The sequence below is a fragment of the Streptomyces sp. A5-4 genome, from assembly GCF_051131715.1.
Lineage (GTDB): Bacteria > Actinomycetota > Actinomycetes > Streptomycetales > Streptomycetaceae > Streptomyces.
The window spans coordinates 2,437,774-2,457,107 of the sequence record NZ_CP178591.1; the positions used below are offsets into that span (position 1 = coordinate 2,437,774).

The following is a 19,334-nucleotide window of genomic DNA, read 5'->3' on the forward strand; positions in this document are numbered from 1 at the left end:
CCCCCACACTTACCGCATGGCCGCGCGCGCCGGCAGTGAGGTGGACGCCCACCCCAGCAGCAGTGTCGCGGCCACGAACGAGCCGTAGACGACCGGCGGGATGTACGGGGCCTCTCCCGTCAGAGCGTTCATTATCGGGATGAGTGTGGCCAGGGCGATGCCCGAGCCCAGCGCGATGCCCGCCAGCGTGACCAGCAGTGCCTCCCAGCGCACCATGCCCATCACCTGGCGGCGGGTGGAGCCGATCAGCCTGAGGACGCCCAGCTCGCGGCGGCGGGCGAGGTCCGTCATCACCAGGGTGTTGGCCGCGGCGATCGCGGCGAAGCCGCCGAGGACCGCGGCCATGGTGGTGTTGGCCCAGGCGTTGATTTCACGGTCCAGGCCGACCGCCGTGGTGTAGCCGGCCTTGTCGGTCACCGAGCCCAGCCGCCCGAGCCCGGTCGCCGCCTCGGGGGCGCCCCGGACGAAAGAGGTCCGTGGCGAACGGCAACGAGGTGTGGGTCGCCAACGTGCTCTGGGCCAGGGTGACCTGGGACAGGCCCAGGCCCCGGCTGTACGTGGCGATCACCCGCGGGGCCGCCTTCGTGCCGTCGGGAAGGCGCAGTTCGAGACGGTCGCCGGTCTTGACCTTCTTCGAATCGGCGAGCGAGTCGTCGATGGCAACGGTGTCCTTGCCGAGCCCGGCGAGCGAGCCCGTGGTGACGTCGAGGTCCTGGACGGCCGCCAGGTCGCGGCCACTGCCCGTGATTCCCTGGGTGGTCATCGACTGGATAAGTTGTCTCCGAGCGAGCCGACCTCGACCAGGACCGCGGTGTTGTTGATGCCGACGGCCGAGGTGACGCCGGGGACACCGGCGGCGCGGGCGGCGGCGTCGGAGGGCAGGCCCTTGGCGTCGGCCAGGGAGGCGTCCTCGACGGCGCCGCGGTCGTCGCCGGTGTGGACCTGGGCGTGTGTGCCGAGGGCGGCGGAGACCTGGTCGGCGAGGGCTGCCGGGGTGGTGCCGGGGTCGGCGAGCACGGCGATGGCGTCGACCCTGCCGGGGTGACCGGAGAGCTGCCCGGCCCGGTGGTCGGTGAACCAGGCGGTACCGGGGCCGTCCGCCGCGATGCCGGAGACGGTGAAGTCCCGGGCGCCCAGGGCCGTATCGAGTCGCACGGAGGCACCGACGCGCGCGCCGAGCCGCTCGGCCGCCGTGGTGTCGAGGACCGCTTCCCGGTCCGTACGGGGGGGGCATGCCCGAGGTGAGCTTCGTACCGGTGAAGGCGGTGGAGCCCCAGCCGTGTCCGGTCAGGGCGGCGGTGGTCGGGCCGGATTCCGCGCCCTTCCCCCGGACCGGGAAGGTCAGGTCGCCGATCGCGGCGGACGCGCCGGGGGCGGCGGCCTTGCGGACCAGGGCCGCGTCGAGGCGGGCCGTGTCGGGCAGCGAGGCGGAGACGGTCTCGCGCTCCTCGCCGCTGCCGGATGTGAGGTGGACCTGCTGGTCGGCGGCGGCGACCACGGGGGCACCGGCGTAGCGGGCGGGCGGGACGGATGCGCGCAGGCCCGTCTCCAGCAGGATTCCGCAGGCGGAGACGATCAGTGCGGCCATGGCGAGCGCGACGAACGTGCCCACGAAGGCGGCGGGGCGGAAGCGGACGGCGGCCCTGGCCAGGCCGTTCGGGATGAACATCAGGTGCCGCACCCGCGTAGGCCGGCCGCGAGGGCCCCGCCCTCAGCCCCGGGCGGGGTCCTCCACCACACGGGCGAGACCGTCGAGCATCGCGGTGAGCCCCAGCTCGAACAGCGCGTCCAACTTCAGGTCGTACCCGTCCCGGAGGGCCCCGGTGACCTTCGCGAAGGTCGGGAAGGCGCCTGACGCGGCAAGCGCCTCCAGCGCGGGCGTCTGCCGGTCCATCCAGTCGTCCTCCGAAAGCCCGGTCGCCGCCTCGGCCTGCGCCTCGCGCTCCAGATGGATCGCGAGGCCCTGGACATGCGCGTACACCAGCACATGCAGGTTCATCAGGGTCTCCGCGCCGAGCCCGTGACCGTCGAGCGCGCTCAGCGCCCACTCTGCGTGCACCATCAGGTTGGGCAGCATCAGCGGCCGGCCGAGCGAGCCGATGTGCGCGAGCCACGGGTGCCTTCGGTGCAGCGCCCACAGGGTGTGCGCACCCAGTTCGAGCCGGGCCCGCCAGCCCTCGGGCGCGTCGGCGGCCGGCGGGTAGGCCGGTTCCCCGTACACGGCATCGGCCATGAGCAGCACCAGGTCGTCCTTGCTGGTCACGTAGCGGTACGGGGACATCGCGGCGACCCCGAGCCGGGCGGCGACCCCGCGCATCGACAGTGCGGCCAACCCCTCCGCATCGGCGAGGGCGACGGCCGCGCGCACGATGCGGTCACGGGTCAGCTCGTGGTCGGGCTCGGGCGCCATCCGGCGCCGGGCCGTGCGGGCGGCGGCCACGACGGTGCCCACCCGGGGCTCGGCCTCGACCAGCCCCTCCTGCCGCAGGGTCGCCAGCGCCTTGGTGGCGGTGGCCGGCGCGACCTCCCACTCCCTGGCGATCTGCCGGGTCGAAGGCACCCGGTCACCGGGCGCCAGTTCGCCTTCCGCGATACGCCGCCGAATCTCGGCGACGATGCGGAGATAGGGCGGATCAATTTTCGCGGCCACAGCCACCTCCTCCAACCTGTACTAGGACAGACCTTACCAGCGCCAACCCGCCAGGGCGCCTCAACTGTCCTAGCTCAGAGGCGCTTTCAGCGCCATTGCCGACCCTGCGCGTACAGCGTACATTCAGCCTCGTACACCGTACCGAGGAGGCAACATGAAGACCGTACTGATCTCCGGCGCGAGCATCGCGGGCCCCGCACTCGCCCACTGGCTGCACCACCACGGATTCGCCCCGACCATCGTCGAGCGCGCCCCCGCCCCGCGCGCGGGCGGCCAGGCGATCGACGTGCGGGGCGTGGCGCTGGACGTGGTCGACCGCATGGGTATCGGGACACAACTGCGCGCGGCCCGCACCAGGATGCGCGGGATGTCGATGCTCGACGGCGCGGGCAACGAGGTCCACCGCTCCACGGAGTCGACCTTCAGCAGCGGACAACTCGACAGCGAGGACGTGGAGTTGCTGCGCGAGGACCTCACACACCTGCTGTACGAGCGCACCCGCGCCGACACGGAGTACATCTTCGGCGACTCCATCACCGCGCTCACCGAGAGCGCGGGCGGCGTACGGGCGGACTTCGAGCGCGGCGCGTCCAGAACCTTCGACCTGGTCGTCGGCGCGGACGGCCTGCACTCCCACACCCGCGCCCTGACCTTCGGCCCGGAGGACCGCTTCATCCACCACCTGGGCACCCACCTGGCGATCTTCAGCGCCGAGAACTTCCTGGGCCTGGACAACTGGCAGATGTGGCTGCGCGAGGGCTCCGCGGGCTACGGCATCTACCCGGCGCGCGACAACACCGAGCTCAGGATCACGGCGGGCTTCGAGGCACCGCCACTCGCCGGCGGCTACGACTACCGCGACACCGACCGGCAGAAGGCGCTCGTCGCCGACGCCCTCGACGGCCTGGGCTGGGAGACCCCCCGGCTGCTCAAGGCCATGCACAGCGCCCCGGACTTCTACTTCGACTCGATGGCGCAGATCCGCATGGACAGCTGGTCCAGGGGCCGCGTCACACTGCTCGGCGACGCCGGTTACTGCGCCTCACCCCTGTCCGGCCAGGGCACGAGCCTGGCCCTGGTGGGCGCGTACGTACTGGCCGAAGAGCTCGGCCGGAACCCGGACGGCCACGCCATCGCGTACGCCCGCACAGAGCACCGCATGCGGCCGTTCATCGCCCTGAACCAGGCCATCGCCCTGGAGAATCCGGGCGGCCCCGCGGCGCAGGAAACGGTGGACCGGGCGAAGTCGGCTATCGACCTGGACGCCGGTCGGCGCCCGGCGTGACGGACGGCGATTCACGCCTCGTGGCAGATGAGAAGCAATGCCCGGTCGTCGTTGACGTCCTTGGCGACAGCTTCGATCAGATGCCAGGCCGCGCCCTCAAAACCAGAGGCGACGTAGCGGTCCGCCTCGCCGGTGAGCCGGTCGATGCCTTCCGCGATGTCCCGACCCGACGCCTCGACGAGACCGTCCGTGAACATCATCAGGACATCGCCGGGGGACAGCGAGCCCTTCACCGGATCGAACTGGGCGCCGTCGTAGACCCCGAGCAACGGCCCGACGCCCGTCTTCTCCTCCCAACGCCCGCTGCCCGCGTGCAGCTGGAGCGCCGGAAGGTGGCCCGCGGACAGCAGCTCGAATTCGCCGGAGTCCAGATCGAGTACCAGATGGATGGAGGTCGCGAAGCCCTCGTCCCAGTCCTGGCGGAGCAGATAGGCGTTCGCGGCAGGGAGGAATCCGTGCGGCGGCAGCTGCCCGAGGAGCCCGCCGAACGCTCCCGACAGCAGCAGCGCCCGGGACCCCGCGTCCATGCCCTTGCCGGACACGTCGGTGAGGACGACTTCGAGCGTGCGCCCCCCGTTCGTGCGGGCCGCGACCACGAAGTCGCCGGAGAAGGACTGCCCGCCGGCCGGTCGCAGGGCCATCTCGCGGTGCCACTTCTGCGGGAGGCGCGGCAGCGCGCTCTGTACCCGGATGCGCTCGCGCAGGTCGAAGAGCATGGTGCCGCCGCGCCGCCACGGGACCCCGACCCTGGCCCTGAACTGCGCGATGACCAGCCCGAAGAAGCCGCACGCGGCCACGGTCAGGACGGTGCCGGGCGTGACGCGGCCCGGCCCCTGGGTGTACGGGCCCAGCACGATCGACTCGACGATGAGCGCGGCGGCGGCCGCCGCGTACAGGCTGAGCAGACTCGCGGGCCGCAGCAGCAGCCCGCCGGCCACGATCGGCAGGACCAGGGCGGACGGCGCGCACCAGATCGGCATGGCCATCGTGCCCAGCGCGATGGCGGGGACGGTCAGCAGCAGACCCGCCAGCGCGATCCAGTCGGAGCCGTCACCCCGGAAATAGTCGACGCCGGACTTGCGCAGCGCTATACGGACCCGGTGCGCCGACTTGCGCGTACGGGCCGAGAACGATTCTGCTCCTACTCCACGTGCCATTGCGGTGGACCCTATCCATCCCCGGCACTCCTCCGCAGGGGGACCCCCGTGACATTGTGTTCGAAATCGGGTCGCTCGGACGCCGGAGCGCTGGTACTCATGGCATATGACTACAGAACTTCGGGTCCTGCGGCCGGACGAGTGGGACGACTGGTACAGCAAGTTGGAGCTCGCCTTCGGCGGTGTCGCGGAGGCCCCGGAAGAGCGGAAGTTCTGGCGCGAGCTGACGGAACCGGACCGGTCGATCGGCGTCTGGGACGGCGAGGAGTGTGTGGGCACGGCCGGCGCGTTCAGCTTCCGCCTGTCGGTGCCGGGCGGCGCGCTCGTGCCGTCGGCCGGCGTGACCATGGTGAGCGTGGCGGCGACGCACCGGCGGCGCGGGATCCTCAGGTCGATGATGCGGCGCCAGTTGGACGACGTACGGGCGGCCGGTGAGTCGCTCGCCGTGCTGACCGCGTCCGAGCCCGCGATCTACGGCCGGTTCGGGTACGGCTGCGCCACCCAGCAGTTGGCCGCGGAGATCAACACCTCCCGGGTGCGGCTGGCGGTGCCGGCCGGGACGGACGAGGTGCGGGTGAGGTTCGCGAAGCCCGTCGACGCGCGGGACGCGTGCGAGGCGGTGTACGCGCAGCTCGTGACCGGACGGCCCGGCATGCTGGCGCGCGCGCCCGGCTGGGACGGCCTGCCGCTGATCGACCCGGAGAGTGACCGCGAGGGCGCTTCACCGCTCAAGTGCGTGCTGGCGGAGCGCGACGGTGAGGTCGTGGGGTACGCCCGCTACCAGGTGAAGCCGGACTGGGAATGGTCGGGGCCCGAAGGCGCCGTCCTGCTGCGGGACTGCGAGGCGCTCGACCCGGCGGCGTACGCCGCGCTGTGGCGCTTCCTCTTCGACATCGACCTGACGTCGACGCTCCGGACACGCAACAGGCCGGTGGACGACTCCTGGCAGCAGCTCGTTTCCGACATCCGCCGGTGCAACGTACGGGTGCGCGACTCGCTCTATGTGCGGCTGGTGGACGTCGGCGCGGCCCTGGAGGCCCGGACCTACCAGGCGCCCGTGGACGTGGTGTTCGAGGTCACCGACGCGTTCTGCCCGTGGAACGAGGGGCGTTGGCGGCTGACGGGTGACGCCAAGGGCGGCGCGTCCTGCAAGCGGACGGACGAGCCCGTCGATCTGGCGCTGTCCGTACGGGAGTTGGGCGCCGCGTATCTCGGCGGTACGAGCCTGACCTCGCTGGCGGGCGCGGGCCGGGTGGCCGAGCGGCGCCACGGGGCGCTGGCGGCGGCCTCGGTGGCGTTCGGCTCGGACGTCGCACCGTGGCTGCCGCACGGCTTCTAGCCCCGCCTCCTCAGCTCTGCTGGCAGCCCGGGCACCAGAAGAGGTTGCGGGCGGCGAGCGGGGCGACACGGATCTCCGTGCCGCAGATGTGGCAGGGCAGGTGCGCCCTGCGGTAGACGTAGACCTCGCCGCCGTGGTCGTCGACGCGCGGCGGGCGGCCCATCTCGTCCGGCATGTGCTCGGGGCGGACGGTGTCGATGCGGTTGTGGCGTACGCCCTCACGCATGAGGTCGGCGAGGTCGGCCCAGATCGCGTCCCACTCGCGTCGGGTGAGGTCCTTGCCCGCGCGGTACGGCTCGATGCCGTGCCGGAAGAGGACCTCGGCGCGGTAGACGTTGCCGACGCCCGCGACGACCCTCTGGTCCATGAGCAGGGCCGCGACGGTGACCCGGCTGCGGGAGATTCGCCGCCAGGCCTTCTCCGCGTCCTGGCCGGGGCGCAGCGGGTCGGGGCCGAGCCGCTCGTGTATCGCCTGCTTCTCGGCGTCCGTGATCAGCGCGCAGGTGGTGGGGCCGCGCAGGTCGGCGTACGCCTCGGAGTTCATGAGCCGCAGCCTGACCGTGTCGGCCGGGGGCGGGGCCGGGGCCGTGCCGAAGCCGAGCTTGCCGAAGAGGCCGAGGTGGATGTGGACCCAGCCGAGGCCGCCGAAGCCGAGGAAGAGGTGCTTGCCGTGGGCGTCCGTGTCGTCCAGGACATGGCCGTCCAGGAGCGCCGCACTGTCGGAGAACTTGCCCTGCGGGCTGGTGACCCGGACCGGCCGGCCCGCGAAACGGTCGCGGTGGTCATCGGCGAGGCGGTGGATCGTATGCCCTTCGGGCACGGCGTCGCTCCTCGGGGACATGGCCGTGCCGCCGGGGGGCGATGCCCCGGCGGCACAGGGAGAACGGTCTGTCTGTCAGTCCTGCGGCGGGTGGTGCGCCGGGACCGGGGGAAGGTCACCGGTCGTCTCGTACGCGGCGAGCATGTCGATGCGGCGCTGGTGACGCTCCTCACCCGTGTAGGGCGTGGCCAGGAAGATCTCGACGAACTTCGTCGCCTCTTCCCGGGTGTGCATCCGGCCGCCGACCGAGATCACATTGGCGTTGTTGTGCTCGCGGCCGAGGGCGGCGGTCTGCTCGCTCCAGGCCAGTACGGCACGCACACCCTTGACCTTGTTCGCGGCGATCTGCTCGCCGTTGCCCGAGCCACCGATCACGATGCCGAGCCCGTCGGGGTCCGCGGCGGCCTTTTCGGCGGCGCGCAGGCAGAACGGCGGGTAGTCGTCCAGGGCGTCGTAGACGTGGGGACCGCAGTCCACGGGCTCGTGGCCGTGGGCCTTGAGCCACTCCACGAGGTGGTTCTTGAGTTCGTATCCGGCATGGTCGGAACCGAGGTACACGCGCATGGGTCGAGTGTGGCACGAGCGGAGCCGGGCAGCAGTCGCCGGGGTCGGGACCCACTCCCCGTACAACGATCCGGATTCGGCTCTTCCGTCCCGGATGAACATCGGGTTTCAATGCGGGGGCTCGTCACCCGAGCGAACCGAGAAGTTAAGGATTGTGCATGAGCACGCAGCCGACCCTTACGAAGGCAGGCGAAAACCCGGAGGAACCCGGGAATTCGCAGCCTACCGATGGTCTCCAGGCCGGACTGAAGAATCGCCATCTGTCCATGATCGCCATCGGCGGCGTCATCGGCGCCGGCCTCTTCGTCGGGTCGAGCGGCGGCATCGCCGCAGCGGGTCCGGCGATCCTCCTGTCGTACGCACTCGTGGGCACGCTGGTCGTCTTCGTGATGCGGATGCTCGGCGAGATGGCCGCGGCGAATCCGACCTCCGGGTCGTTCTCGGCGTACGCGGACCGCGCTCTCGGGCGCTGGGCGGGCTTCTCCATCGGCTGGCTCTACTGGTTCTTCTGGGTCGTGGTGCTCGCCGTCGAGGCGACCGCGGGCGCGCTGATCCTCGAAGGCTGGATACCGGCCATCCCGCAGTGGGGCTGGGCGCTGATCGTGATGGTCGTGCTGACCGCCACGAACCTGGCCTCGGTGGCGTCGTACGGCGAATTCGAGTTCTGGTTCGCGGGGATCAAGGTCGTCGCGATCGGCGGCTTCGTGATCATCGGTCTGCTCGCGGTCTTCGGCGTACTGCCGGGGTCGGACAACCCGGGGGCGGGCTTCGCCCACCTCACGGACAGCGGCGGATTCTTCCCCAAGGGGCCCGGCGCGATCCTGACCGGTGTACTGATGGTCGTCTTCTCGTTCATGGGCAGTGAGATCGTCACGCTGGCGGCCGGTGAGTCGGAGGACCCACAGCGGGCCGTCACCAAGGCCACCAACAGCGTGATCTGGCGTATCGGCATCTTCTACCTCGGCTCGATCTTCGTCGTGCTGACGCTGCTGCCGTGGAACGACAAGTCGATCCTCAAGGACGGGTCGTACGTCGCCGCGCTGAACTCGATCGGCATCCCGCACGCGGGGCAGATCATGAACGTCATCGTGCTGACCGCGGTGCTCTCCTGCCTGAACTCCGGTCTCTACACGGCCTCGCGCATGGCGTTCTCGTTGGGCAAGCGCGGGGACGCGCCGAAGTCCTTCGCCAAGACGGTCGGCCGGGGCGTTCCGCGTACGGCGATCCTCGCGTCGGTCGCGTTCGGCTTCGTCGCCGTCTTCTTCAACTACCAGTGGCCCGACACGGTCTTCGCGTTCCTGCTGAACTCCTCGGGCGCGGTGGCGCTGTTCGTGTGGCTGGTCATCTGCCTCACGCAGCTCAAGATGCGCGGGATCATCCTGCGCGAGGCGCCGGAGAAGCTCGTCGTCAAAATGTGGCTCTTCCCGTACCTGACGTACGCGACCGCTGCGATGATCGTGTTCGTGATCGGCTACATGATCTACGACGACGGTGAGCCGCGTAAGCAGGTGCTGCTGTCGCTGCTGATAGCCGCGCTGGTGGTCGGTATCGCGCTGGTCCGCGAGAAGATGCGGAAGAACGCGGACGGCGACCCGACCGGTCCGGCGGGTCCTGATCAGAGCGGTGTGAAGGAGTCCGTCACCCGCTCATAGGCGCGCAGGGCTTCGGTCCTGGTGTCGGCCGCGTACCAGATGTTGACCTGGTACGACTTGCCTCCGGCGTTGAAGCCGAGCTGGCGGGCGCGCCAGGATCGGCCGTCCTGCGTGAAGAAGTACTCCCAGATGATGGCGGGCCTGTCCTGGAAGGTGGTGCGCTCCAGGCGCTCCTTCCGGTAACCGGGAACGTCCTGGGATCCCTGCTCGGCCTGTTGCCACTGGGCGAGGAGATCGCCGCCGCGTACGAGTGCGTACGAGGCGGCGATTTCTTGTTGCCCGTCGGGCGAGTGGTAGTGGACGTTGGACGGGCTCTTGGCGCTGCGCGTCCAGCCCTTGGGCGGCGTCCAGGCGAACCCGGTCTCGTTGCGGCTGCCGGGCGGCGGGGTGGCGTTGGGCCCGTTGCTGCCGGCGCCACTCGGCGGGCGGGAGGTACCGGCGACGGTCGGACCGGCCGTGGGACCGCCCCCGGTGTCGCCGCCCGGACCGCCGAGGGTGGCGATCATGACGGCGGCCACGGCGGCGGTGGCCGCGAGGGCCACGGCGACGAGCACCCGATTCCTGCGGGCGGCCCAGGGGCGGGCGGGCGTGGGAGCAGCAGCCGGAGCGGGCGTACGGGGGGGGCGGCGGGGGCACGGTCGGGGTCCCGGCCGGAGGCTTCCTGGTACGGGTCCTGGTGCGGATGGTCCGGGTCCCGGCCGGAGGCTTCCTGGTGCGGGTGATCCGGGTCCTTGCCCGGGTCCTGGTGGGTGTGCTCCGGTGGCCCGGCGGCGTTGCCGGTGCTCGGGGGCTCGTAGGCCCGGTGGGGCGATCGTAGAGTCGGCGCATGGGCCACGCTCGGCGCTTCCGGCCCGGACGGCGCGGGCCGGGCGGGGGCGGACCTGAACAGCGCGGACCCGCACGGCACGGGCCCGTTCGGGGCCGGTTCGGCAGTGGTGGCACGGGGGGTGGTGGCCTTCGGTGTGCGGGGGGCCGGGGCTTGTGGGGAACTTGCCGCCATCACAGCATAGTTGGGCGGAATCTTGTGGCACCTCTTCAAGTACCGCAGAACGTTGCGCGGTAAGGGGGACGGGAAATGATCGGAAAGACCGTAAGGAATCACAAGGGACCGAATCGAATATTCGCGGGATCAATGGCGGCGGCAGCAATGGCGGCCACTCTCTTTCTGCCGTTCAGCGCCTCGGCGGCCGACGAACCGGCGCCGGGGAGCAGCAAGGGGGGCAAGCCGGGGCCCGAAGCGGCTGCCGATGTGAAGATCACGACTGAGCTGCCGGAGCGCATCACCGTCGACAACAAGACGGAGGGCACCGAGCTCACGGCGAAGGTCGTCAACAACGGGACCAGGAAGACAGGCCCGATCACGATGGCGGTGGTCGGCTTCGACGGGATGCGCGTCGACGCCGCCAAGGGCTGTGTGCCGATCCCGAAGGGCCAACTGCCCGACGGGTCCAACAGTGGCTTCGCCTGTGTCATCGACAACGTGACGGCGGGCAAGAGCCGTTCGTACGCCGTCACCGCGACGTACGACCTCCAGAAGGCCGGCAGGATCTGTCTGCCGGTGACGGAGGGCACCGGCAAGAAGCTGCTGTGGCAGCAGGGCCCGGTCGCCTTCGGTACGTCGAAGCCGACGCCGAACGCGCCCGACACCCCGCTGCTGCTCGGCACGGACAACACCCCGGCGGCGCAGGGCGGCAAGCCCGCCGAGCCGTCGAAGCCCGGCGGGAGCGCGAAGCCCGGCAAGCCCGCGGACCTGCCGTCCACGGGCGTCGGGGACCGCACCCTGGCACTCGGCCTGGCCGGTGCGCTGCTGATCGCGGCGGGTGGCGCCGGGGTCCGGTGGACGGCCCGCCGGGCCCGGTGACGCAACGGCACAACAACGGGTGAGGGCCCGCACCAACTGGTGCGGGCCCTCACCGACTTGGTACGCGCGGAGTCAGTCGCGGCGCCCCATCAGCTTCCAGGTCACGGGCAGCGCGCCCATCGCCAGCGCCGCCTTGAGCGCGTCACCGATGAGGAACGGCACCAGGCCCGCGGCGATCGCGGCGCTCAGTGACATGCCGGTGGACAGGGCCAGGTACGGCACGCCGATCGCGTAGACGAGCGCCGAGCCGAGCACCATCGTGCCCGCGGCGCGCAGCACCGAGCGGTCGCCGCCGCGGCGGGCGAGGGCGCCGACGACCGTGGCCGCGAGCAGCATGCCGAGGATGTAGCCGAAGGTCGGCATCGCCATGCCCGAAGCGCCTTCCGCGAACCACGGCACTCCCGCCATCCCGACCAGCGCGTACAGCGCGAGGGAGAGGAAGCCGCGGCGGGCGCCGAGCGCCGTGCCGACCAGGAGCGCGGCGAACGTCTGGCCGGAGACCGGGACGGGCGAGCCGGGCACCGGGAGGAATATCTGGGCCGCGATGCCGGTGAGGGCGGCGCCGCCGAGCACCAGGCCCGCGTCGCGGGCGAAGGCGCGCGACGCGGTGGTGGCGGACGGCAGCAGGTCGGCGAGGACCGCTCCGGGGCGGGTGGGGACGGCAGCAGTGCTCATCGGGGCTCCGCGGGCTAGGGCAGGAAAGGGAAGGCAGGAAGGGACACCGTGACGTTAGCCCAGGGGTTAACGGACGATCACCATCAGCCGCCGACAAAGCGGGGGTTGGCGTCTTGGTGGGATTCACACAAAGAGCGGTCGGCAATCTCCGCGCATGCGTGACGCGCGTCACGGAGCGACAAGTACGCAGTCGCCCTTTTGCGGAGAAGGGCCGTGCTCGGCGAGACTGTAGGTTCCCCATAAACGTCGCGGAACATTCCGAGAATCATGAGAGTGACGAGCGCCATGCACGACGCCCCGCCCGGCTCCCCGTCCTCCACCGCCGCCCCATTGGCCACCGAGGCCGAGCCCCTCTCGCACGGACTCAAACAGCGCCATCTGACCATGCTCGGTCTCGGCGGGGTGATCGGCGCCGGGCTGTTCGTCGGCTCGGGCGCCGGGATCGCGGTCGCGGGCCCCGGCATTGTGATCTCGTATCTCCTCGCGGGCACGCTCGCGATGATGGTGATGCGGATGCTCGGCGAAATGTCCGCGGCGATGCCCGCGTCCGGGTCCTTCTCGGTGCACGCGGAGCGTGCCCTCGGGCGCTGGGCGGGCTTCAGCGTGGGCTGGCTGTACTGGTTCCTGCTGGTCGTGGTGCTGGCGGTGGAGGCGACGGCCGCCGCGCAGATCGCGAACGGCTGGGTTTCCTCGGTGCCGCAGTGGGCCTGGGTGCTGATCTTCATGGTCGTGTTCAGCTGCGCCAACCTCGCCGCCGTGAAGAACTTCGGCGAGTTCGAGTTCTGGTTCGCCGCGCTCAAGGTCGGCGCGATCGTGCTCTTCCTGGGGCTCGGGCTGCTGGCGGTCCTCGGCGTGCTGCCCGACACGGACCCGGTCGGCATGAGCAATCTGACCGGCCGGGGCGGGTTCCTCCCGCACGGCTGGGAGGGCGTCGTCTCCGGCGTACTGACCGTGGTCTTCGCGTTCGGCGGCCTGGAGGTCGTCACGATCGCCGCCGCCGAGACCGATGATCCGGCGCGCGCGGTCGGCCGTGCGGTGCGCAGCGCGCTGTGGCGCATCCTCTTCTTCTACGTCGGATCGATGCTGGTCATCGTGACCGTGCTGCCGTGGACCGCGCAGCGGGCCGGGCTCAGCCCTTATGTCACCGTGCTCGACTCGATCGGGGTGCCGTCCGCCGGGACGATCATGAACATCGTGGTGTTCGTGGCGCTGCTGTCCGCGCTCAACGCCAACCTCTACGGCTCGTCCCGCATGATCTTCTCGCTGGCCGAGCGGGGTGAGGCGCCGCGCGGCCTGCTCAAGGTGTCCGGCGGCGGCGTCCCGCGCCGGGCCGTCCTCGCCTCGGTGGCCTTCGGCTTCGTCTCCGTACTGCTCAATCTCCAGTGGCCCGACACCGTCTTCCTTTACATGCTCAACGCGGTCGGCGCGGTGCTGCTGTTCGTCTGGGGTCTGATCGCCGCGTCCCAGCTGCGGCTGCGCCGCCGCATCGAGCGCGAGTCGCCCGAGCTGCTGACGCTGCGGATGTGGCTCTTCCCCTGGCTGACCTGGGCCACGCTGGCCGGACTTGCCGCCGTACTGCTGCTGATGCTGACCGACGACACCGCGCGACCGCAGCTGATCTGGTCGGGGGCGGCGACCGCCGGGGTGCTGCTGGTGGCGGCCGTGAGGGAGTTGCGGGCGCGACGTGCGTGAGTGTTCACGAAGTGTGAGCGTGGTGTCCGTATAGCGGTCAACTGTTCCCTGTGAGCGGGGCGCTGCCCAGACTGTGGGCTCAGTTTCCCCGTCTCAGCTACTGAACAGGCCTCGCCCATGTCTCGGACCTCCGCGCCAACACCGGCCGGCACCAAGGCCGGCGCCACCGCCGGCCCCACGGTGGATTCGCCGCTCACGCACGGACTCAAGCAGCGCCATCTGTCGATGATCGCCCTCGGCGGTGTCATCGGCGCGGGCCTCTTCGTCGGATCCGGCGCCGGCATCGCCGCCGCGGGCCCCTCGATCGTCGTCGCGTACGCGATATCCGGCCTCCTCGTCATGCTCGTGATGCGCATGCTCGGCGAGATGTCGGCGGCGAACCCGGCCTCCGGCTCCTTCTCGGTGCACGCGGAACGGGCCATCGGCCCGTGGGCGGGCTTCACCGCGGGCTGGGCGTTCTGGGTGCTGTTGTGCGTGGCGGTCGGCCTGGAGGGCATCGGCGCCGCGAAGATCATGAGCGGCTGGCTGCCGGGGACGCCCGAGTGGGCGTGGGTGGCGCTGTTCATGCTGGTCTTCCTCGGCACGAACCTGGCGTCCGTGAAGAACTTCGGCGAGTTCGAGTTCTGGTTCGCCGCGCTCAAGGTCGGCGCGATCGCGCTCTTCCTGATCATCGGCCTGCTGGCGATCTTCGGGGTGCTGCCCGGCACGGACGCCCCGGGCACCAGCAATCTCACCGGTGACGGCGGGTTCATGCCCAAGGGCTCCGAGGGCCTGGTGATCGGCCTGCTCGCCTCGGTCTTCGCGTACGGCGGCCTGGAGACGGTCACCATCGCCGCGGCCGAGTCGGAGAAGCCCGTCGAGGGCGTCGCCAAGGCCGTGCGGACGGCGATGTGGCGCATCGCGATCTTCTACATCGGCTCGATGGCGGTCATCGTCACCCTGGTCCCGTGGGACAACCCGGACGTCGCCAACCCCGACAAGGGCCCGTACGTCACCACCCTCGACCACCTCGACATCCCGGGCGCCGGCACGGTGATGCAGATCGTGGTGCTCATCGCGCTGCTCTCGGCGATGAACGCCAACATCTACGGCGCCTCGCGCATGGGCTACTCGCTGGTCGCGCGCGGCCAGGGCCCCAAGGCGCTGGGCAGGATCTCCGGCGGCGTCCCGCGGATCTCAGTGCTGGCCTCCTCGGTCTTCGGTTTCCTGTGCGTGCTGCTCAGCTACTGGCGCCCCGACGACGTCTTCCCGTGGCTGCTCAACATGATCGGCGCGGTCATCCTGGTCGTCTGGATCTTCATCGCCGCCTCGCAGTTGCTGCTGCGTCGGCGCACGGAGCGGGAGGCTCCGGAGACGCTGGTCGTGAAGATGTGGGCGTACCCGGTGCTGACCTGGGTCGCGCTGATCGGCATGGTCGGCATCTTCGTCCTGATGCTGCGCCAGCCCGGCACCCGTGACCAGCTGCTCGCGACGGGGGCGCTCACACTGGTGCTGGCGGGGATCGGCTTCGGGATGCAGAAGTCCCGCGAGAAGGCCGGTACGCGCACGGACATTCCGTAAGCGGCTTCAGCCCAGCCGCGTCACCGCGTGCGCCGCCACCTCCGGCGGCAGCCACCCCCGCGCCTCCAACTCCCCCACCAGCCGGGCGTACGGCTCCGCGAAGGCCGCCGTGCGTCCGGGGTGCGGGTGGACCACCTCCCGGACGCGGACCATCGCCTCCGCCGCCTCCACCAGGCCCCCCGCCTCCCCCGCGCCGTGCGCGGCGAGTACCGCCATGCCCAGGGCGGGCTCGGTCTGTTCGGGTACGCGGACCGGGCGGCCCAGGATGTCGGCGCGCAGGCCGTTGAAGTACGCGCTGCGCGCCGCGCCGCCGGTGAAGGTCAGCGGGCCGTCCACCGGGGCGCCCAGGAAGTGCAGGTAGTCCAGGCACAGGCGCTCCGCGTAGCCGATGCCCTGGAGCAGCGCCGCCCAGTGGTCGCCCTCCGAGGTACCGCCGCCGAGTACGAACGCGGTGGCGTCCGGGGCGCTGAACGGGAATCGCTCGCCGTGCGAGGCGAGCGGGTAGGCGAGGGCGACGGCCGGCTCATGGTGGGCGGCGAGCCGGTCGAGGCGGGCCGGGTCGGCGCCGGGGAAGGCCGCGTTCAGTGCGCCGGCCCCGACGCTCGACGCGCCGCCGGGCAGCCAATTGCCGTCCGGGGAGCGGTGGTTGTAGACGATTCCGGTGCTGTCGTGGACGGGGGCGGCCGTGACGCCCTTGAGGACCAGGGTGGTGCCGAGGACCGAGTTCCATGAGCCGATGCGCAGCGCGCCGGACGCGATCTGCGCCGCGCACCCGTCGGTCATGCCGGCGACGACCAGGGTGCCGGCCGGGACACCGGTCTCGGCCGCAGCCGCGTCGTCGACCTTGCCGAGGGTGGCTCCGGGGCGTACGACCTCGGGGAAAAGGCTGGCGGGCAGGCCGATCCGGTCCAGGGCCCCGTCGGGCCAGGCGTCGTGTTCCAGGTCGTAGCCGCTCTTCAGGGCATGGCTGGAGTCGGTGGCGACCGGCCCGCCGGTGAGCCGGGCGTTTACCGTGTCGGCCTGGTGGGCGAGGCGCACCGCCCCGGCCCGCCCGTTGCGCCGCCTGGCCAGCCACAGCGCCTTGGGCAGGCCCCAGCTCGGCGGCAGCCCCGCCTCGGCGGCCTCCGGCCCGGCCCGCCCGTCGTCGTACATCAGGCCGGGGGTGAGCGGGCGGCCGTTCCCGTCGGTGAGCAGCACGGTGCCCGAGGTGGAGCAGACGGCGAGCGCGCGGACCCGTCGGGCGGCAACACCGCCGAGTGCGGCGCGTGTTGCCGCACGGACGGCCGCCCACCAGTCGGCCGGGTCCTGCTCGTGGCGCACCCCCTCGCGCCGGCCGGTCAGCGGGGCCGAGCCGCTGCCGATGAGGTGCCCCCGGGTGGTGGCGAGGACCGCGCGCACGCCCTGTGTCCCGAGATCGATGCCCAGCCATGCCGTGTCGTCGGACCGCACACGATCCTCCCGCGCGTATCGGCGCCCTGTGTGAACTTCTCACTGTGCACCGAGATTTTCCGTTGCGCGAGGGATTGACGCCCAACTACCGCTGTTCCAAGCTCTGTTAACCAGTCGACTGCACTTGTTAGGGGGCCCGAGGGGCCGTCCGGACAGACACAGCTGCGGAGGTCGGGATGGACATGCGCGGACAGGACAGGCGGCGGTTCCTCGCCCTGACGGCGGCTGCTTCCGCCACACCGCTGCTCACCGCCTGCGGTGCGGGGTTCGGCGGCGACGAGAAGAAGGGCGACGGGTCGGCGGCCGACGACGTCACCGGGTCCTTCGACTGGAAGAAGGCAAAGGGCAGGACGGTCAAGGCGCTGCTCAACAAGCACCCCTACACCGATGCCCTGATCGCCGATCTGGAGGCGTTCACCGCGAAGACGGGCATCAAGGTCGAGTACGACATCTTCCCCGAGGACAACTACTTCGACAAGCTCACCGTCGACCTGTCCAGCGGCCGGGCGTCCTACGACATCTTCATGCTCGGCGCGTACATGGTCTGGCAGTACGGGCCGCCCGGCTGGCTGGAGGACCTCGGGCCGTGGATGCGCAACTCCTCGGCCACCGGAGCCGAATGGGACCAGGCCGACTTCTTCCCCAACCTCCTGCAGGCCGACCAGTGGTCCCTGAAGGCGGGCGCCCCGCTGGGGCAGGGCGGGCAGTACGCGCTGCCGTGGGGCTGGGAGACCAACGTCGTCGCGTACAACACCGAGGTGTTCAAGAAGCTCGGGCTCAAGCCCGCCGAGACCTTCGACGAGCTGCGGGAGATCTCCGGCGCCATCAAGCGCCGGGCGCCGGGCGCTGGCTTCGACGGGATGTACGGGGTCGCGGTGCGCGGGTCGCGCAGCTGGGCGACGATCCACCCGGGCTTCATGACCATGTACTCGCGGTACGGGCTCAAGGACTTCACCGTCGACGGCGGCGAGGTCAAACCCGCCATGAACTCCCCCGAGGCCATTGCCTTCACCCAGGACTGGGCCGAGATGATCAAGAAGGGCGGCCCGCCGTCCTGGACCTCGTACACCTGGTACCAGTGCTCCAGCGACCTCGGCGCGAAGAAGGCCGGGATGCTCTTCGACGCCGACACCGCGGCGTACTTCCAGGCCGTCGCGGGCGCCTCGCCCGCCTCCGGGAAGATCGCCTTCCATCCAGGTCCGAAGGGACCGGACGGGTCGCTCGCCACGAATATGTGGATCTGGTCGCTCGGCATGAACGCCAAGAGCAAGAACAAGCACGCGGCGTGGCTGTTCCTCCAGTGGGCGACCGGCAAGGAGCACCTGCGCAAGGCGGCGATCGAGGGCAATCACATCGACCCGGTGCGCAAGTCCGTCAGCCAGGACGGCGCGTACAAGGACAAAATGAAGGACATTCCCGGCTTCATCGAGACCTTCGAGACGGTCGTGGACCAGACGAAGATCCAGTTCACGCCGCAGGAGCAGTTCTTCGACGCGACGACGAGCTGGGCGGCGTCGCTCCAGGAGATCTACGGCGGCAAGAACGCCAAGTCCGTGCTGAACGGACTGGCGAGCGACCTGGCGTCGAAGGTCGGGTGACGCCGCGTGTCGTCCCTCACCGAGGCCGACCACGGGGCGGTCTCACGCGAGGGGGGTGGGCCGCCGGCGCGGGCCGTGCCGCGTTGGCGGCGTTCGCTGCGGCCCTATCTGCTGATCGTTCCTGCCCTGCTGCTGACCGGCGGCATCCTGTATCCCTTCGGACTCGGGCTGTACTACACGGTCTTCGACTTCGCGGCGAGCAAGCCGCAGCCCGACTTCGTCGGCCTGGAGAACTACCGGCGGATCTTCACCCAGTCGTCGTTCTGGGACTCGGCGTGGGTGACGGTGCTGTACGCGGTGGGGGCGGCGGCCGTCGAGACGGTGCTGGGCGTGGCGGTGGCGCTGCTGCTGCACCGCTCGACGCCCATCGGGCGGGTGCTGGAGAAGATCCTCATCCTGCCGCTGATGATCGCGCCGGTGATCGCCGCGATCATGTGGAAGCTGATGCTCCAGCCGAGCGTCGGCGTCATCAACTACCTGCTGAAACCTTTCGGGTTGGGTGGCGTCCAGTGGACGGACACCCCGACCGGCGCGCTGCTCTCCTCGATCGCCGTCGACGTGTGGGTCTACACGCCGTTCGTGGCGATCCTGGCGCTGGCCGGGCTGCGCTCCCTGCCCGCCTCCCCCTTCGAGGCGGCTGCGGTGGACGGGGCCAACTGGTGGTTCACCTTCCGCAAGTTGACCCTGCCGATGCTCTGGCCGTACGTCCTGGTCGCGGTGATCTTCCGGTTCATGGACTCGCTGAAGGTCTTCGACATCATCTACGCCCTCACCGAGGGCGGCCCCGGTGACTCGACCGTGGTGCTCCAGATCCGCGCGTACCTGGAGGCGATCCGCTTCCAGCGGTACTCGTTCGGGATCAGCTACATGATCGTGCTGTGGGCGGTGGTCTACCTGGTCACGATGGTGCTGGTGCGCTACCTCGGGAAGATCCAGAACCGGGCGGCGGAGGTGCCTCAGAAGTGAGACTGCCCGGCGCCCGGGGGGCGGGTCGAGGAGCGGCGGTCGGTGCGTGCAGCCGCAAGGCGGAGG

At 70.8% G+C, this 19,334-nt stretch carries 18 protein-coding genes and 1 pseudogene; 9 read left to right on the forward strand and 10 right to left on the reverse strand.

The window, feature by feature from the left end:
- Window positions 1-9 precede the first annotated feature (9 nt).
- The 3 genes and pseudogenes from ACLLJJ_RS11190 to ACLLJJ_RS11200 form a co-directional block, all read right to left on the reverse strand.
- Entirely contained in the window at window positions 10-417 is a 408-nt protein-coding gene (locus ACLLJJ_RS11190) for an ABC transporter permease (RefSeq protein WP_434589454.1), read from the reverse strand.
- Window positions 371-763 carry a hypothetical protein gene (locus ACLLJJ_RS11195; protein WP_434589456.1) on the reverse strand — a complete coding sequence of 131 codons (393 nt, stop codon included), beginning with the start codon at window positions 761-763 and terminating at the stop codon, window positions 371-373. Before ACLLJJ_RS11195 ends, ACLLJJ_RS11190 begins: the two co-directional genes overlap by 47 nt.
- Window positions 760-1,158 (reverse strand): annotated as a pseudogene (locus tag ACLLJJ_RS11200) (ABC transporter permease); the annotation flags it as partial. The gene ACLLJJ_RS11195 and the pseudogene ACLLJJ_RS11200, both read right to left, overlap by 4 nt.
- 74 nt (window positions 1,159-1,232) lie before the next feature.
- On the opposite strand from ACLLJJ_RS11200, the gene ACLLJJ_RS11205 reads away from it, so the two are divergent.
- On the forward strand, window positions 1,233-1,514 hold the full coding sequence (locus ACLLJJ_RS11205) for a hypothetical protein (RefSeq protein WP_434589457.1): 282 nt from the start codon (window positions 1,233-1,235) through the stop codon (window positions 1,512-1,514).
- Between the two features lie 197 nt (window positions 1,515-1,711).
- Here ACLLJJ_RS11205 and ACLLJJ_RS11210 read toward each other — a convergent pair whose 3' ends face one another.
- Complete coding sequence (locus ACLLJJ_RS11210; RefSeq protein ID WP_434589459.1) at window positions 1,712-2,650, reverse strand: TetR/AcrR family transcriptional regulator C-terminal domain-containing protein; 939 nt, start codon at window positions 2,648-2,650, stop codon at window positions 1,712-1,714.
- Between the two features lie 154 nt (window positions 2,651-2,804).
- On the opposite strand from ACLLJJ_RS11210, the gene ACLLJJ_RS11215 reads away from it, so the two are divergent.
- Window positions 2,805-3,935, forward strand: a complete 1,131-nt coding sequence (locus ACLLJJ_RS11215; protein WP_434589460.1) for an FAD-dependent monooxygenase — start codon at window positions 2,805-2,807, stop codon at window positions 3,933-3,935.
- A gap of 11 nt (window positions 3,936-3,946) precedes the next feature.
- Here the strand turns inward: ACLLJJ_RS11215 and ACLLJJ_RS11220 are convergent, their stop codons facing one another.
- Window positions 3,947-5,092, reverse strand: coding sequence for a PP2C family protein-serine/threonine phosphatase (locus tag ACLLJJ_RS11220; RefSeq protein ID WP_434589461.1), 1,146 nt, complete (start codon window positions 5,090-5,092; stop codon window positions 3,947-3,949).
- A 106-nt stretch (window positions 5,093-5,198) separates the two neighbouring features.
- Between ACLLJJ_RS11220 and ACLLJJ_RS11225 the strand changes: the two genes are divergently transcribed.
- Complete coding sequence (locus tag ACLLJJ_RS11225) at window positions 5,199-6,431, forward strand: GNAT family N-acetyltransferase (RefSeq protein WP_434589463.1); 1,233 nt, start codon at window positions 5,199-5,201, stop codon at window positions 6,429-6,431.
- Between the two features lie 10 nt (window positions 6,432-6,441).
- Here ACLLJJ_RS11225 and ACLLJJ_RS11230 read toward each other — a convergent pair whose 3' ends face one another.
- Window positions 6,442-7,251, reverse strand: coding sequence for an Fpg/Nei family DNA glycosylase (locus ACLLJJ_RS11230; RefSeq protein ID WP_434589465.1), 810 nt, complete (start codon window positions 7,249-7,251; stop codon window positions 6,442-6,444).
- Window positions 7,252-7,326: 75 nt separating this feature from the next.
- Window positions 7,327-7,815 (reverse strand): ribose-5-phosphate isomerase, encoded by a 489-nt coding sequence (locus ACLLJJ_RS11235; protein WP_434589467.1) that lies wholly within the window; start codon window positions 7,813-7,815, stop codon window positions 7,327-7,329.
- A gap of 158 nt (window positions 7,816-7,973) precedes the next feature.
- Between ACLLJJ_RS11235 and ACLLJJ_RS11240 the strand changes: the two genes are divergently transcribed.
- The gene (locus ACLLJJ_RS11240) at window positions 7,974-9,467 is read left to right on the forward strand and encodes an amino acid permease (protein ID WP_434589469.1); all 1,494 of its coding nucleotides are present in this window, start codon (window positions 7,974-7,976) and stop codon (window positions 9,465-9,467) included.
- On the opposite strand, the gene ACLLJJ_RS11245 is transcribed toward ACLLJJ_RS11240, so the two are convergent.
- Window positions 9,431-10,021 (reverse strand): hypothetical protein, encoded by a 591-nt coding sequence (locus ACLLJJ_RS11245; protein WP_434589470.1) that lies wholly within the window; start codon window positions 10,019-10,021, stop codon window positions 9,431-9,433. The genes ACLLJJ_RS11240 and ACLLJJ_RS11245 overlap by 37 nt on opposite strands.
- 593 nt (window positions 10,022-10,614) lie before the next feature.
- Between ACLLJJ_RS11245 and ACLLJJ_RS11250 the strand changes: the two genes are divergently transcribed.
- Complete coding sequence (locus ACLLJJ_RS11250; RefSeq protein ID WP_434589472.1) at window positions 10,615-11,328, forward strand: LPXTG cell wall anchor domain-containing protein; 714 nt, start codon at window positions 10,615-10,617, stop codon at window positions 11,326-11,328.
- A 72-nt stretch (window positions 11,329-11,400) separates the two neighbouring features.
- Here the strand turns inward: ACLLJJ_RS11250 and ACLLJJ_RS11255 are convergent, their stop codons facing one another.
- Complete coding sequence (locus ACLLJJ_RS11255; RefSeq protein WP_434589475.1) at window positions 11,401-12,003, reverse strand: biotin transporter BioY; 603 nt, start codon at window positions 12,001-12,003, stop codon at window positions 11,401-11,403.
- A 285-nt stretch (window positions 12,004-12,288) separates the two neighbouring features.
- On the opposite strand from ACLLJJ_RS11255, the gene ACLLJJ_RS11260 reads away from it, so the two are divergent.
- Window positions 12,289-13,695, forward strand: coding sequence for an amino acid permease (locus ACLLJJ_RS11260; RefSeq protein ID WP_434600376.1), 1,407 nt, complete (start codon window positions 12,289-12,291; stop codon window positions 13,693-13,695).
- A 117-nt stretch (window positions 13,696-13,812) separates the two neighbouring features.
- Window positions 13,813-15,255 (forward strand): amino acid permease, encoded by a 1,443-nt coding sequence (locus ACLLJJ_RS11265; RefSeq protein WP_434589477.1) that lies wholly within the window; start codon window positions 13,813-13,815, stop codon window positions 15,253-15,255.
- A gap of 6 nt (window positions 15,256-15,261) precedes the next feature.
- Here ACLLJJ_RS11265 and ACLLJJ_RS11270 read toward each other — a convergent pair whose 3' ends face one another.
- Window positions 15,262-16,704 carry an FGGY-family carbohydrate kinase gene (locus ACLLJJ_RS11270; protein WP_434589480.1) on the reverse strand — a complete coding sequence of 481 codons (1,443 nt, stop codon included), beginning with the start codon at window positions 16,702-16,704 and terminating at the stop codon, window positions 15,262-15,264.
- A 176-nt stretch (window positions 16,705-16,880) separates the two neighbouring features.
- Between ACLLJJ_RS11270 and ACLLJJ_RS11275 the strand changes: the two genes are divergently transcribed.
- Together ACLLJJ_RS11275 and ACLLJJ_RS11280 are read left to right on the forward strand one after the other, a co-directional pair.
- Entirely contained in the window at window positions 16,881-18,302 is a 1,422-nt protein-coding gene (locus tag ACLLJJ_RS11275) for an ABC transporter substrate-binding protein (RefSeq protein ID WP_434589483.1), read from the forward strand.
- A 6-nt stretch (window positions 18,303-18,308) separates the two neighbouring features.
- Entirely contained in the window at window positions 18,309-19,268 is a 960-nt protein-coding gene (locus ACLLJJ_RS11280; RefSeq protein WP_434589486.1) for a carbohydrate ABC transporter permease, read from the forward strand.
- The last annotated feature ends 66 nt before the right edge of the window (window positions 19,269-19,334 follow it).